The following is a 13,348-nucleotide window of genomic DNA, read 5'->3' as shown; positions in this document are numbered from 1 at the left end:
TCTCCGTACATCCGTTCGTTCTCGGCGTCACGGAATCGCTGCAGCATGACCTGGCGGGCGGTTGTCGCCGCGACACGGCCGAAACCCTCTGGGGTGTCATCCCATTCGCTGATCAGCTTGCCGTCTTCGTCGGTCTCCCTCGCGAGGACCTTCACCACGCCGCTCTTGCGGTCGATGTCGATGCGGGCCTCGGCCTCGTGGCCCTGGGTGTGCCGGTACGCGGTCAACAGCGCGGACTTGATGGTCTCGAGCAGCTCTTCGACCGAGATTCCCCGGTCCACTTCGATGGCATGCAGCGCACCCATGTCGATGTTCACTCTTCAGCCTCCTTGCCAGACATCCCGGCCAGCTCGAGCTCGAGCGGGTTCGGTGATGAGAACTCAACCTGGACAACGGCATTGGCGACGTCGTCGATTGAAAGTTCGCGAATGTTCAGACCCGAGCGACGGTCGGCGACCACCAGTCGCACCACACCGTCGGCGACCTCGCCGACGCGACCCGTCACCTGCGACCCGTCGGTCAGCGTGATCTCGACCTTGCGCCCTTGGGCACGGCGGTAGTGGCGTTCCGCCACCAGCGGACGGTCCACCCCCCGCGACGTGACCTCCAGGAGGTAGGGAGCCTCATCGGTGGAATCGTCGAGCTGGTCCAGCAGCTCGGAGGCCAACCGGGACAAGGTCGCCAGTGCGTCGAGACTCAGACCTCGGTCGCCGTCGGCGATCACGGTCACCTTGGGAGGGCGCGCGGCGGCGTCGATGACGACGTCGTCGACTTCGTAACCGGCGCGAGCGAACTCGCCTTCGAGCAGCTCAGCCACCTGTTGCTGCGACGGCAAGCGCGCAGACCGCAGCGGAATCTCCGATGCCACGGTGAGCTCCTCGTCTTGAGTTGTACGGACACGGTCACCCGGGACCCTCTCGCGGACCCAGCGTCGAACCGAGTATCAACGATACGCCAGCTGCGGAGACACAATTGGCAAACGCCAGGCGCGGTGATGCGCAACCACGGCGGCGGGGGTCGCGGGGACGGGATGGCAGGATGTTGCTGTGCCGAGCGTCCTCCCCACCGTCAGCAGGCGGCGACTGCTCGTCGGGGGGGCAGCATTGGCGCTGCTCGGCGGCACCGTTGCCACCGCCTGCGCATCGAGTCCGCCCACCAAGGACATCGATGCGCTGGTCGGTCAGCTCAAACGAGCTCAGTCCGACGGTGAGCTGGCCGGCAACGCCGCCACTGCGGCTCCCCAGAAGCTCGCGGCGACTCTCAACACCGTCGCGGGACAGCGCGCCGCCCACGCCAAGGCGCTCAGCGACGAGATCACCAGGATCTCCGGCGAGGCCCCACCGACCACGTCGGCCACGTCGTCACCGTCGTCACCGTCGTCCCCGACGAGCACGTCGGGACCGCCTCCCAAACCCCCCACCGCCGCCGACGTGGTCGCGGCGCTTCAGCAGTCCGCCGACGGGGCGTCCCTGCTCGCCACTCAGCAGTCGGGTTACCGGGCGGGTCTTCTGGGTTCCATCGCCGCGGCGTGCACCGCGGCTGCCACGGTGGCGTTGGCCGGCCCTGGGCAGGCGTCGTGACCTCCCCGGGGGCGACGCCGTCGCCGAGTGCGTCACGGCCATCGGGTGCCGCGGACGCCGCCCTGTTCGATGCCGTCGCGAACGAGCACGCTGTCATCTACGGCTACGGCCTGGTGTCCGCCCATTCCTCACCCGACGTCAACGCCCTGGTGTCCGACTCGCTGGCCGGGCACCGCGACCTGCGCGAGGAGGCCGTCGCGAAGCTCACCGGCCGCAACGTGGCGGCGCCCATTCCCGCGATGGGCTACCAAATGCCGATCGACGTCGACAGCCCCACCGACGCGGCGAAGTTGGCCGTCCGGATGGAGGAGGACTCCGCCGTCACCTGGCGCGCGGTCCTGGAACGCGCCGACAGCGCCGGGGACCGCGAGCTGGCGGTCACCGCCGTGAAGCGCGCCGCGGTGACCGCGGCCAAGTGGCGCCAGGTGCTCGGCGTCGTCCCGCCAACGGTCGCGTTCCCTGGCGGCTCCGAGAGCTAGCCGGCGAGCGTGGCCGCGATCGCGGCGGCGGCTCCGTCGACCGGTATCTCCTGCGCCTCGCCGGTGAACCGGTTGCGCAGCTCGACGACACCGTCTGCCCAGCCGCGGCCGACGACGACGATCCACGGCACGCCGAGAAGCTCGGCGTCCTTGAACTTCACCCCCGGCGATGCCTTGCGGTCGTCGAGCAGCGGCTCCACCCCCAGCCGGTCGAGTTGCCCCGCCAGTTCAGTCGCGCCGGTGCGCGCTCCGTCGTCCTTGTTGGCGATGACCACGTGCACGTCGAACGGCGACACCGAAGACGGCCAACGCAGGCCGATGGCGTCGTGGTGCTGTTCCGCGAGGACCGCCACCATCCTGGACACCCCGATGCCGTAGGAGCCCATGGTGAGCCGCATCGGTTTGCCGTCCTCGCCGAGGACGTCGGCCTTGAAGGCTTCCGCATACTTGCGGCCCAGCTGGAAGATGTGGCCGATCTCGATGCCCCGCGCCGTCACCAGCGGGCCCGCCCCGTCCGGTGAGGGATCGCCGTCGCGCACCTCGGCGGCCTCGATCGTGCCGTCGGGGATGAAGTCGCGGCCGGCGACGAGGCCGACCACGTGCTTGCCCAACTCGTCAGCCCCGGTGATCCACGCCGTGCCCTCCACCACTCTCGGGTCGACGAGGTAGCGAACACCGTTGGCCAGCAAGCCCTTCGGCCCGATGTAACCCTTGGCCAGGAATGGATTGCTGGCGAAGTCGGCGTCCTCGAGCAGCGCGTACTCGGCGGGCTCGATGACGGCGCCCAGCCGCTTGTCGTCGACCTCCCGGTCCCCCGGCACGCCGATCGCCAGCAGCTCCCACTCTCCGCCCGGTTCGCGCACCTTGAGAAGGATGTTCTTCAGTGTGTCCGCAGCCGTGACGGAGCGGCCGGCGAACTCGGGGAGGTCGGCACCGTTGGCCCAGTCGACCAGGGTGGCGATCGTCGGGGTGTCGCCGGTGTCGTGAACGACGGCGTCGGGCAGGCCGTCGAACGGGATGGCCTCGGGTTGCGCGGTGATGACGGCTTCGACGTTGGCCGCGTAGCCGGACTGCAGGCACCGCACGAAGGTGTCTTCGCCGACCTCGCTCTCGGCCAGGAACTCCTCGGATGCGCTGCCGCCCATGGCGCCGGACACGGCAGACACGATGACGTACTCGACGCCAAGCCTCGCGAAGATCCTCCGGTACGCCTCGCGGTGGGCGTCGTACGCCTTCTTGAGCCCGTCATCGTCGACGTCGAACGAGTATGAGTCCTTCATCACGAACTCGCGGCCGCGCAGGATCCCTGCCCGCGGCCTGGCCTCGTCGCGGTACTTGGTCTGAATCTGGTAGAGCCGCAACGGGAAGTCCTTGTATGAGTTGTACTCCCCCTTCACGGTGAGGGTGAAGATCTCCTCGTGGGTAGGCCCGAGGAGATAGTCGTTGCCGCGGCGGTCCTTGAGGCGGAACAGCGTCTCGCCGTACTCGGTCCACCGGTTCGTGGTCTCGTACGGCGCACGCGGTAGCAGGGCAGGCAACAGGATCTCTTGTCCGCCAATGGCATTCATCTCTTCGCGGACGATCTGCTCGATCTTGCGGAAGACGCGCAGACCCAGGGGCAGCCAGCTGTACAGACCGGGGGCGATGGGCCGGACGTAGCCGGCCCGGATCAGCAGCTTGTGGCTGGGCACTTCGGCGTCGGCGGGGTCGTCGCGCAGAGTGCGCAGGAAGAGCTCGGACATGCGGGTAATCACAGCCGCCAACCCTACTTAGTCGCGTCCCTGCCACGTGCAGACGCACACCTCGTTGCCCTCCGGGTCGGCCAGCACCCAGAAGGCGGGGGCGGCCTCCGCGGACAGCAGCGTCCCTCCGGCGGCGAGCGCCGCGTCGATCCGCGACTGCGCCAGTTCGGGTTCGACGTCGACGTCGAGGTGGATGCGATTGCGCTGCGGCCGGGGCACGTCCATCTGCTGGAACCAGATCGCCGGTCCACGCCGGAGCGGATCGAGCAGCGCGCCGTCGGGCAGATCAGCGGGGCCGGGTGCCTCGACGTAGCCCGTGACGGCCTTCCAGAACGGCCGGATCGAGGGGATGTCGAGTGCGTCGATGGCGATCTCGATCGCCTGTGGGACCGCGGTGTCGTCCCCGGGTTCGGTGCGCAGCGCCCGTGCGGCGAGGGCGTCGGTCACCGTCCGGGCCAGCCCCAGATCGTGCTCGGTAACGCCGCCCGTGGCGGCGGTCTGCAGACGCAGCACGACCCGATCGGCGTGCAGATCGAGGCTGAGGTGCCCGTCGCCATCCGCCCCGACGGGTGCGACTGCGGCCACCGCCGCTTCGGCAGCCGCCGACAACGACGGCACTTGCACGTGCGTCACCGCCGCCCCCAGGATCAGCCGCCAACCCAGGGGGTCGACGGCATCGGAGATCTGCTGACGGGTCAGAGAGTCGTCCACGACGTCACGCTAGCGCGCCGTCATGACACGAAACCGTTCACAGTTCGCCGGCCTCGACGGCTTCCTTGGTGTGCTGGGCGCGCGCGATGTCACGGGCCGAGAACCCGATCCAGAATGCGGCGACGCCGACCACGACCGAGATGCCCGCTACCCACAGCAGTGAGTACGTGTAGCCCGCGCTGAGCGCGTCGAGCTGGGCTGGCGTCATGTTCTTGACGGGACCGGTCGTGCCGCCGAGGTAGAGCGTGCGCGACGTCTGCACCGCCATGATCGCCACCAGCACCAGGGGCCCGCCGAGGTTCTGCACCATCAGCGTGATGGCCGACACCGGGCCGATCTCGCGGGGCCCGACTCCCGCCACCGCACACAGCGGCAGGATCACCGAGATCAGGCCGATCCCGAATCCGCCGAGCACGATCGGGACGAACAGGTCGGGGAAGTACGGGATGGTGCGGTCCAGGGTGGAGCCGTAGAGCATGGCCGCCAGGACGAAGAGCCCGCCGCCGATGATCAGCCACCGGGGCGCGAACATCGGTGCCAGCTTGGTGGCCAGCACGTTGCCGACGCCGACGGCCACCGCGAACGGCAGGAAGCAGATGCCTGCGCGCAGCGCGGAGTAGCCGAGCACGTCCTGCGCCAGAAGGCCGACCATGACGGTCACCGTCAGCAGCACGCCACCGCCGAGGAACCACGAGATGAACGTCATGACCCGGTTGCGGTCGTTGAAGACGGAGAACGGCACCAGGGGGTTCTCCGCGGTCCGCTCGACCGTCAGGAATCCGATGAAGAAGAGGACCGCTGCGACGGCCGCTCCGATCACCCAGGGGTCGACCCATCCGCGCGGGGGCCCCTGGGTGAAGACGAGGACGGCGGACGCGCAGCCGAGGGTGGCGAGGATCGCTCCGGTGATGTCCAGTTTGAGCCGCTCGTGGTGCGTCTCCCCGATGCGCAGGGCAGCGATCACGATGATCACGATCCCCACGGGGACGTTGATGAGGAATGCCAGGCGCCACGAGATCACGGTCAGCAGACCGCCGAGGACGAGGCCGAGCACGGAACCGGTCGCCTGCATGGCCGCCGACACCGCCATGGCCTGGTTGCGGGCGCTTCCGACGGCGTAGGTGGTGGCGATGAGCGCGAAGCCGGTCGGGGCGGACACCGCAGCCCCGACGCCCTGCAGGGCTCTGGCGACGACCAGCGTGTATTCGTCGCCTGCCAGCCCACACACCAACGACGCGATGGTGAAGACGCCGACACCGGAGAGGAATGCCCGTTTGTGCCCGATGGCGTCTCCGACGCGGCCACCGAGGAGCAACAAGCCGCCGAACGCCAGCACGTAGGCGGTGATGACCCAACTCTTGCCCGCGTCGGAGAGGTCGAGATCAGCCTGCATCTGCGGCAGCGCGACGATGACGATCGTGCCGTCGAGCGTCGACATCAGCTGCATGCCGGTGATGGCGATGATCGCGACGCCAAGGACCGACGACGACAGCGAGGCGGCCGCGTGGTCAGTCGACCCTGAAGACCCACCAGCGGAAGACATTGCCGTCACCCTACCCAGGCGCGGCAGGGGCGAAACCGGAGATTGAACGGGCTGGGGCTACCCGATGTCCGCGGTCGCGGCGTTGTCGCGCTGTGGCATCAGCTCGTCGAGTCGTCCTCTGAGCGCCTCGGTGACCAGCTGCCAGGCGTCGGATCCGAGGATCAGGCGGTGGGGTGGCTCGGCGGAGTCACCGGCCCGGATGATTGCCGCCACTGTCTTCTGCAGGCTGTCGACCATCTCGTCGGTGGACATGGGCGGCCGATCCGCGAGGCCGCCCAGGTAGGGCTCGCTGAGCGGCACGCGCGTCGCGGCGTCGAAGAACCCCGTGCGGACGACGCCGGGCTCCACCAGGGTGGTGCGGATTCCGAACGGGGCGACCTCCTGGGCCAGCGCCTCGTAGAAGCCCTCGATGCCCCACTTGGTGACGTGATAGAGCGAGAAGGCGGGGAAGGCGACGTGCGCGCCCATACTCGACATCTGCATCAACAGGCCACCACCCTGAGCCCGCAGATGGGGCACCGCCGCCCTGGCCAACTGCACGGACCCGGTCAGGTTCGTCGCGATCATGCGGTCGATCTGTTCGTCGCTCAGATCCTCGGCGGCGCCGAACACTCCGTAACCCGCGTTGGACACCACGACGTCGATCCGGTCGTGCGCGCCAAAGGCGTCGTCGACGACGGCGCGAACGCTTGACGTGTCGGTCACGTCGAGCGCCTTGACCCACAGCCGGTCGCCGTAGTGGCGTGCGACGTCGTCGAGCTGATGTACGTCGCGAGCCGTGGCCGCGACGCGATCGCCGTTGGCCAGGAGTTGTTCGACCAGTTCGCGGCCCATGCCACGGGACGCTCCTGCGATGAACCAGGTTCTCGGCATGCCCTCTTCCCTCTTCGTCATGCTCCGGTCAACGACAGCCAACGCCGTGACAATCCATACTTCAGATGAGGGTTTCGGATCGAACGCATACGCTGATCGCATGGGTGATGTGGGTCGGGTGGACGAGATGACCCTGGCGGGTTTGCGGGTGTGCCGGGAGATCGCACTGCTCGGGTCGTTCACTGCCGCCGCACGGTCCCTGGGTTACTCGCAGCCGGCCATCTCGCGTCAGGTCGCCGCGATGGAGGCGGCAGCGGGCATGCCCCTCTTCGTCCGCAAGGCCCGCGGTGTCAGTCTCAGCGCAGCGGGCAGTGCGGTCGTCGGTTACGCCGGGCGCATCCTTGCCGACGTGGATTCGTTGCGACGCGATCTCGATGGTCTGGGTGACCGCCTGTCAGGACGGGTTCGGATGGGCGTCTTCCCCACTGCTGCAGCGGTTCTCGCACCAAGGGCGATCGCTCGGCTCGCCGTCGAGCACCCCGGGTTATCGGTGCGGTTGAGCGAGGGGTCCACCCCTGCGCTGCTCCGCGACCTGCGCAACGGACGGCTAGTGATTGCGGTCATCGGCGTCGGCGCCGGACTCCCCGACTACGACCTCGACGGGTTGGCGACGCACCGGGTGTTCGCTGGCGATCTGTGCGTGGCCGTTCCCGTGGGGCACCGACTGGCCGCGCACGCGCGCAGTGCGAACGGCACCGCGGTGGCGGTCCACGAGTTGGTCGGGGAGAAATGGGTGATCGGCGAAGGAGCGGCGGGCGATCCTCAGTTCACGGCATGGCCGACGTTGTCCGATCCCGTTGTGGCCCACCGCACCAGGGGTTGGCCTGCACGCCTTGGCCTGGTCGCCGCCGGGCTTGGCATCTGCCTGGTGCCCGAACTCGCCGCTCCATCGGTGCCCGACGGTGTGACGACCGTCCGTGTCGACGACCCGAACTGGTTGGGTCGTCTGACGCTCGCCGTCAGTCGACCGGAGCAGACCGACGAGGTGCGCGCGATCATCGATGCGCTCGAAGTAGCAGGCCGGGGAATTCGCGCCGTGGGCGCAGAGCGATCAGAGGTCTCTGGTAGCGGGCTCGGCCGCGGTGACGGCGAGTAGATCCTCCGCACTACGCGCCGTGGGTGCCGAGGTCACCGACTACGGCGACGGCATGACAGAGCGCGTTGTCGGGATCGCCGGCGGACCAGTGGACCTCGTCCTCGATGCCGCACCGGTCAGCAATGCGCTGCCGCGCCTGGTGCGCACCGTAAGAGCGCCAGCGCACGTGCTCACGCTGAGTGATTTTGCGGCGGCCGAAGAGCTAGGCGCACGTTTCCAGTTCGACGACGATTCCGTCCCGAACTACGACATGCTCGGCGATTATGCGCAGCTGGCGTCCGAGGGCCGCTTCTCAGTACCGGTGGCCCGGACATTCCCACTCGAGGACTGGCGAACGGCGACGGAACTGAGCCAGTCGGGTCACGCGGGCGGCAAGCTCGTCCTCGTCATCGGTGACACAACGAGCTAGATCTCGCCCGCGTCGATCGCTTCCTTGACTTCCTGTGCCTGCGCGACCTGCTGCGCCGTGTAGCCGATGAACAGTGCGACCACTCCGACGATGACCGCCACGGCCGCGACCCACAGGAGACCATAGGTGTAGCCCTGGTCGAGCGCGTGCAATTGCGCGACGTCCATGTTCTTCACCGGGCCGGTGGTACCGCCGAGGTACAGGGTCCTGGATGTGATGACGGCCTGGATGACCGCAAGGACCACGGGGCCGCCGAGGCTCTGCAGCATCAGCGCGATCGCCGAGACAGGGCCGATCTCGTCGAAGGCGACGCCCGCGATCGCCGACACCGTGAGCGGTACGACGATCATGCCGATGCCGAAGCCACCGACGGTGATCGGGATGACCAGGTTCGGGAAGTACGGGATGTCGCCGTTGAGCGTCGAGCCGTAGACCATCGCCGCGAGGACGAATACGCCGCCCGCGATCACCAGCACGCGCGGCGGGAAGATCGACACCAGGTAGGACGACAAACCGAGGCCGATGCCGAGCGCGATGACGAACGGAATGAAGCCGATACCCGCACGAAGTGCGCTGTAGCCCATGATGTCCTGCACGTACAGGCCGATGAGCACCGTCAGCGTGAACATGACGCCGCCGGCGAGGAACACCGCCGCGAAGGTGGCGACCCGGTTGCGGTCGCGGAAGAGGCTGAACGGCACGACGGGGTTGACCGCGGTGCGCTCGACGTAGACGAAGGCGGTGAAGAACACCATCGCTGCGAGTCCGGAGCCGAGCGTCAGCGTGGACGACCAGCCCTTCTCCGGGCCCATCGAGAACCCGAAGACGGCGGCCGTGCACGCGAGCGTCGCCAGAATGGCGCCTGCGGCGTCGAGCTTCATCCGTTCGCGGTGCGTCTCACGCAAGGTCCTGCGGGCCAGGTAGATCATCAGCAGGCCGATCGGGACGTTCACCAGGAACGCCCACCGCCAGGACACCTCGGTCAGGGCGCCGCCGACGACGAGCCCCAACACCGAGCCGATGCCGGTCATCGCGGCGAAGACCGCGGTGGCCGTGTTGCGCGCGGGCCCCTTCGGGAACGTGGTGGCGATGAGCGCCAGCCCGGTCGGCGATGCGATCGCCGCGCCGACGCCCTGGGCCAGGCGGGCAATGACGAGGGTGGTCTCATCCCAAGCCACACCGCACAGGATCGAGGCGATGGTGAAGAGGGCGACACCCACGATGAACGTGCGCTTGCGGCCGATGGTGTCGCCGAGACGGCCGCCAAGGAGCATCAGGCCGCCGAACGTCAGCACATACGCGGTGATGACCCAGCTGCGGCCCGCGTCGGAGAGATCGAGCTCGTCCTGAATCTTCGGCAGCGCGACGATCGCCACGGTGCTGTCCATGGTGGCCAGCAGCTGCATGCCGCCGATCGCGATCACCGCGGCGAGGAAGCGCCGCGACGGCAGCCACGTCGGATACCAGCTGCTCTTCACGATCTGGGCCTGCGTAATGGGGGTGCGTGGAGCTCGCCCGTCGGCGCTTTCCGCATCACCTTCGATGGCGGCGCGCGCTGCATCGTTGAGAGCCGTCATAGCGGGTTACCTTACAGTAATCTTAAGAATCCTTTAATTGGCGAAGGCGGCCACGGCCCCGATCACGATGATCGCGGGCGGGCGGATGCCGTGCGCCCGGATGTCTTCCGGCGCCTCGGCAAGGGTGGTCCGCAGCGTCTGCTGCGCCGCAGTGGTCCCGTGCTGGACCACCAGAACCGGCGTTTCCGCTGGCCTGCCCCCTTCCAGGAGCACCTTGGCGAACAGCTCTATCCGTTCGACGGCCATCAGAAGGACGATCGTGCCCGACAGCGCCGCCAGCGCATTCCAATTCACTAACGATTCGGGGTGCCCCGGCGCAACATGGCCGCTGACCACCACGAACTCGTGGGTCACGCCGCGGTGCGTGACCGGAACGCCTGCCAACGCGGGTACCGATATCGCGCTCGTCACACCGGGCACCACGGTCACCGGGATGCCCGCATCCGTACACGCGATGACCTCTTCCTGACCGCGGGCGAACACGAACGGGTCCCCGCCCTTGAGTCGCACGACGAACTTGCCCGCCCTGGCGCGGTCGATCAGCACCTCGTTGATCGCGTCCTGAGCCATTGCGCGCCCGTACGGAATCTTCGAGGCATCGATCACCTCGACGTGGGGGGCGAGTTCTGCCAGCAACTCGGGCGGGGCCAACCGGTCGGCGACCACCACGTCCGCCTGCGCCAACAGCCGTCTGCCCCGCACCGTGATCAACTCAGGGTCACCGGGTCCGCCACCGACCAGGGCGACCGCACCGCGCAGACCGGCAGGAACCTCGTCGGTGATGACGCCGCTCTGGAGCGCCTCGTGGATCGCCGAGCGGATCGCCGCGGAACGACGGTGCTCACCACCGGCCAGCACCCCGACGCTGAGTCCGTCGTACTCGAAGGTCGCAGGGGTCACGGCGGTGCCGTCCCTGGCGATGTCCGCCCGCACGCAGAAGATCCTCGAGCGCTCGGCCTCGGCGACGACGGCTTCGTTGACCGCGGCGTCGCTGGTCGCGGCGATCGCGTACCACGCGCCGTCGAGGTCGCCGTCGCGGAAGTCACGCAGCTCGAGGGTGATGCCGTTCCTCAACTCGGCGAAGGCCTCGACGGCAGGCGTCGCCTCGCGGGTGACGACGTGGACGTCGGCCCCGTTGGCGAGAAGCAGGGGGATCCGGCGCTGGGCGACGCTGCCTCCGCCGACGACGACGACCTTCTTGCCGTCGAGGCGCATGCCGACGAGGTAGGCGTTCTCGGTCACCCGGCGAGCTTAGAGGTTGCCGCCGCCGCCACGAAGCGGGTTGCCGCGCGGGGGTGCGCGGCCGCGTGTGCATGGAGGTACGCGGCATGCATCCCTGCGGTGATCACGCCGTCGGTGACCGATGCCCCTGCGCCGTTCCGAAAGGCCCAGGCCGGTGAGCATTCGCCGGCGAATGTCACTGCGGTGCGATGGAATTCGTGCCCTACCACCCGTGTCCCCGCCTGGTGCAGCGACGAGTCGACGAGCGCGACGGCGTCGCGGTACCCCAGCGTCAACCGCTCGGTGAAGCGGGCGGTGCCCGAAAGCACCCCGCACATCGGATGTCCATCGAGGTCGTCGACCAGATACGTCAGGCCAGCACACTCCGCATGAATTGGGGCGCCACGTCCCGCCATATCCTTGATCTGTTGTCGCACAATACCGTTCGCAGACAACTCGGTGGTGAACTCCTCGGGGAACCCGCCGGGAATCACCAGCGCGTCGGCGCCAGGGGGCAACGACTCCGTCAACGGGTCGAACTCGACCACGTCGGCACCAGCGGCCAGGAGCAGTTCGGAGTGTTCGGGATAACCGAACGTGAAGGCCCGCCCGGCGGCCAGCGCGACGGTGACGGCGCCGGTGACCGGCTCCGCGACGGCGGGAGTCCACGGCTCGGCCCGAACGTGCGAGGCCGCCACGGCCGCCACGGCGGCGAGGTCGACGTGGCGGGCGACGAGGGCGGACATCGCCTCGACCGCCTCGCGGGCGCGCTGACCGTGTTCAGCCGCCGTCACCAGCCCTAGGTGCCTGGACGGAACGGACAGTTCGTCGGCTCGCGGGATCGCGCCGAGAACCGAAACACCAGCGTGTTCGCAGGCCTGCCGGAGAACCTCCTCGTGCCGTGGCGAACCCACCCGGTTCAGGATGACCCCGGCCATGCGCACGGAGCGGTCGAACGTCGAGAACCCGTGCAGCAGCGCGGCGATGCTGTGGCTCTGGCCGCGGGCGTCGACGACCAGCACCACCGGCGCACCGAGAAGGTCGGCGACGTGTGCCGTCGACCCGCGGGCGGGGCCGGAGGCGTTCGCATCGATCCGGCCGTCGAACAGACCCATCACACCCTCGACGACCGCCACGTCGGCATTGGAGCTGCCGTGCCGGTACAGGGGCCCGATCAGGTGGTCGCCGACCATGACGGGATCCAGGTTGCGGCCCGGCCGCCCTGCGGCCAGCGCGTGGTAGCCGGGGTCGATGAAGTCCGGGCCGACCTTGAACGGGGCGACCGCGCGGCCGGCATTGCGCAGCGCACCCATCAGGCCGGTGGCCACCGTGGTCTTGCCGCTGCCGGAGGCCGGCGCGGCGATCACGATCGCGGGAGTGCTCACCGAACCCGCCGCGAGCGTGCGTGCTCGCACGCGCGGAGTCGGCGCGTCGCGCACAGACACGCACGGTCGCGCCAGAGGGAGGGGCAGAGGGAGGGGGTCACCATTCGATCCCGCGTTGGCCCTTGCGGCCCGCGTCCATCGGGTGCTTGACCTTCGTCATCTCGGTCACCAGGTCGGCGGCGTCGAGCAACTGCTGCGGGGCGTCGCGGCCGGTGATCACCACGTGCTGATTACCCGGTCGATCGGCCAGCGTGGCGACGACCTCGTCGACGTCGACCCAGCCCCACTTCAGGGGATAAGTGAACTCGTCGAGCACGTAGAAGTCGTGGCGCTGTTCGGTGAGCCGCCGCGAGATCTCGGCCCAGCCGTCGGCCGCGTCCGCTGCGTGGTCGACGTCTGATCCGTGCTTGCGCGACCACGACCAACCGGAGCCCATCTTGTGCCACTCCACGGGCCCGCCGATCCCGTGCTCGTCGTGCACGCGGCCGAGTTCGCGAAATGCCGCCTCCTCGCCCACCTTCCACTTCGCACTCTTGACGAACTGGAACACCGCGACGTCGAAACCCTGATTCCAGGCGCGCAGCGCCATCCCGAAGGCGGCGGTCGACTTGCCCTTGCCGGGTCCGGTGTGGACGGCGAGCAGGGGCGCATTGCGACGCGCCCTGGTGGTCAGGCCGTCGGCGGGGACGGCGAGCGGTTGGCCCTGTGGCATCGGAATCTCCCATTCTGATT

14 protein-coding genes are annotated in these 13,348 nt (G+C 68.7%); 4 read left to right on the top strand and 10 right to left on the bottom strand.

Annotated elements, in window-relative coordinates:
• Positions 1 to 317, bottom strand: a 317-nt coding sequence (locus ACRDUX_RS13590; RefSeq protein ID WP_526414551.1) for a NusA N-terminal domain-containing protein, incomplete at its 3' end; no start/stop codon positions are given.
• Positions 314 to 868, bottom strand: a complete 555-nt coding sequence (gene rimP / locus ACRDUX_RS13585; protein WP_526414550.1) for a ribosome maturation factor RimP — start codon at positions 866 to 868, stop codon at positions 314 to 316. The genes ACRDUX_RS13590 and rimP, both read right to left, overlap by 4 nt.
• A gap of 178 nt (positions 869 to 1,046) precedes the next feature.
• Between rimP and ACRDUX_RS13580 the strand changes: the two genes are divergently transcribed.
• Positions 1,047 to 1,580, top strand: coding sequence for a hypothetical protein (locus ACRDUX_RS13580; RefSeq protein ID WP_526414549.1), 534 nt, complete (start codon positions 1,047 to 1,049; stop codon positions 1,578 to 1,580).
• Positions 1,577 to 2,059: a ferritin-like domain-containing protein gene (locus ACRDUX_RS13575; RefSeq protein WP_526414548.1), complete on the top strand. Its 483-nt coding sequence runs from the start codon at positions 1,577 to 1,579 to the stop codon at positions 2,057 to 2,059. Before ACRDUX_RS13580 ends, ACRDUX_RS13575 begins: the two co-directional genes overlap by 4 nt.
• Here ACRDUX_RS13575 and ACRDUX_RS13570 read toward each other — a convergent pair.
• Genes ACRDUX_RS13570 through ACRDUX_RS13555 form a run of 4 tightly spaced genes read right to left on the bottom strand, consistent with a single transcriptional unit; the run spans position 2,056 to position 6,928 of the window.
• The gene (locus tag ACRDUX_RS13570) at positions 2,056 to 3,813 is read right to left on the bottom strand and encodes a proline--tRNA ligase (protein WP_526414547.1); all 1,758 of its coding nucleotides are present in this window, start codon (positions 3,811 to 3,813) and stop codon (positions 2,056 to 2,058) included. The genes ACRDUX_RS13575 and ACRDUX_RS13570 overlap by 4 nt on opposite strands.
• A 15-nt stretch (positions 3,814 to 3,828) precedes the next feature.
• A complete protein-coding gene (locus tag ACRDUX_RS13565; protein WP_526414546.1) occupies positions 3,829 to 4,512 on the bottom strand; it encodes a VOC family protein in 684 nt (227 codons plus the stop codon).
• 37 nt (positions 4,513 to 4,549) lie between these two features.
• Complete coding sequence (locus ACRDUX_RS13560; RefSeq protein ID WP_526414545.1) at positions 4,550 to 6,055, bottom strand: MFS transporter; 1,506 nt, start codon at positions 6,053 to 6,055, stop codon at positions 4,550 to 4,552.
• A gap of 57 nt (positions 6,056 to 6,112) precedes the next feature.
• Entirely contained in the window at positions 6,113 to 6,928 is an 816-nt protein-coding gene (locus tag ACRDUX_RS13555; RefSeq protein ID WP_526414544.1) for an SDR family oxidoreductase, read from the bottom strand.
• 100 nt (positions 6,929 to 7,028) lie between these two features.
• Between ACRDUX_RS13555 and ACRDUX_RS13550 the strand changes: the two genes are divergently transcribed.
• Entirely contained in the window at positions 7,029 to 8,024 is a 996-nt protein-coding gene (locus ACRDUX_RS13550; protein ID WP_526414543.1) for a LysR family transcriptional regulator, read from the top strand.
• On the top strand, positions 8,011 to 8,433 hold the full coding sequence (locus ACRDUX_RS13545; protein WP_526414542.1) for a zinc-binding dehydrogenase: 423 nt from the start codon (positions 8,011 to 8,013) through the stop codon (positions 8,431 to 8,433). The genes ACRDUX_RS13550 and ACRDUX_RS13545 overlap by 14 nt, the downstream gene beginning before the upstream one ends.
• Here the strand turns inward: ACRDUX_RS13545 and ACRDUX_RS13540 are convergent.
• From ACRDUX_RS13540 to cobO, 4 genes are all read right to left on the bottom strand, one after another.
• Positions 8,430 to 10,010, bottom strand: coding sequence for an MFS transporter (locus tag ACRDUX_RS13540; RefSeq protein WP_526414541.1), 1,581 nt, complete (start codon positions 10,008 to 10,010; stop codon positions 8,430 to 8,432). The two genes, ACRDUX_RS13545 and ACRDUX_RS13540, sit on opposite strands and share 4 nt — an antisense overlap.
• 33 nt (positions 10,011 to 10,043) lie before the next feature.
• Entirely contained in the window at positions 10,044 to 11,252 is a 1,209-nt protein-coding gene (cobA, locus tag ACRDUX_RS13535) for a uroporphyrinogen-III C-methyltransferase (protein WP_526414540.1), read from the bottom strand.
• Complete coding sequence (locus tag ACRDUX_RS13530; protein WP_526414554.1) at positions 11,249 to 12,616, bottom strand: cobyrinic acid a,c-diamide synthase CobB; 1,368 nt, start codon at positions 12,614 to 12,616, stop codon at positions 11,249 to 11,251. Before ACRDUX_RS13530 ends, cobA begins: the two co-directional genes overlap by 4 nt.
• 97 nt (positions 12,617 to 12,713) lie before the next feature.
• Positions 12,714 to 13,328: a cob(I)yrinic acid a,c-diamide adenosyltransferase gene (cobO, locus tag ACRDUX_RS13525; RefSeq protein WP_526414539.1), complete on the bottom strand. Its 615-nt coding sequence runs from the start codon at positions 13,326 to 13,328 to the stop codon at positions 12,714 to 12,716.
• Between the last annotated feature and the right edge of the window lie 20 nt (positions 13,329 to 13,348).

Source organism: Mycobacterium sp. (assembly GCF_050701675.1).
Taxonomy (GTDB): domain Bacteria; phylum Actinomycetota; class Actinomycetes; order Mycobacteriales; family Mycobacteriaceae; genus Mycobacterium.
The sequence above is the reverse complement of the archived record's forward strand: the minus strand, read 5'-3'. Positions and strand labels throughout refer to the sequence as shown.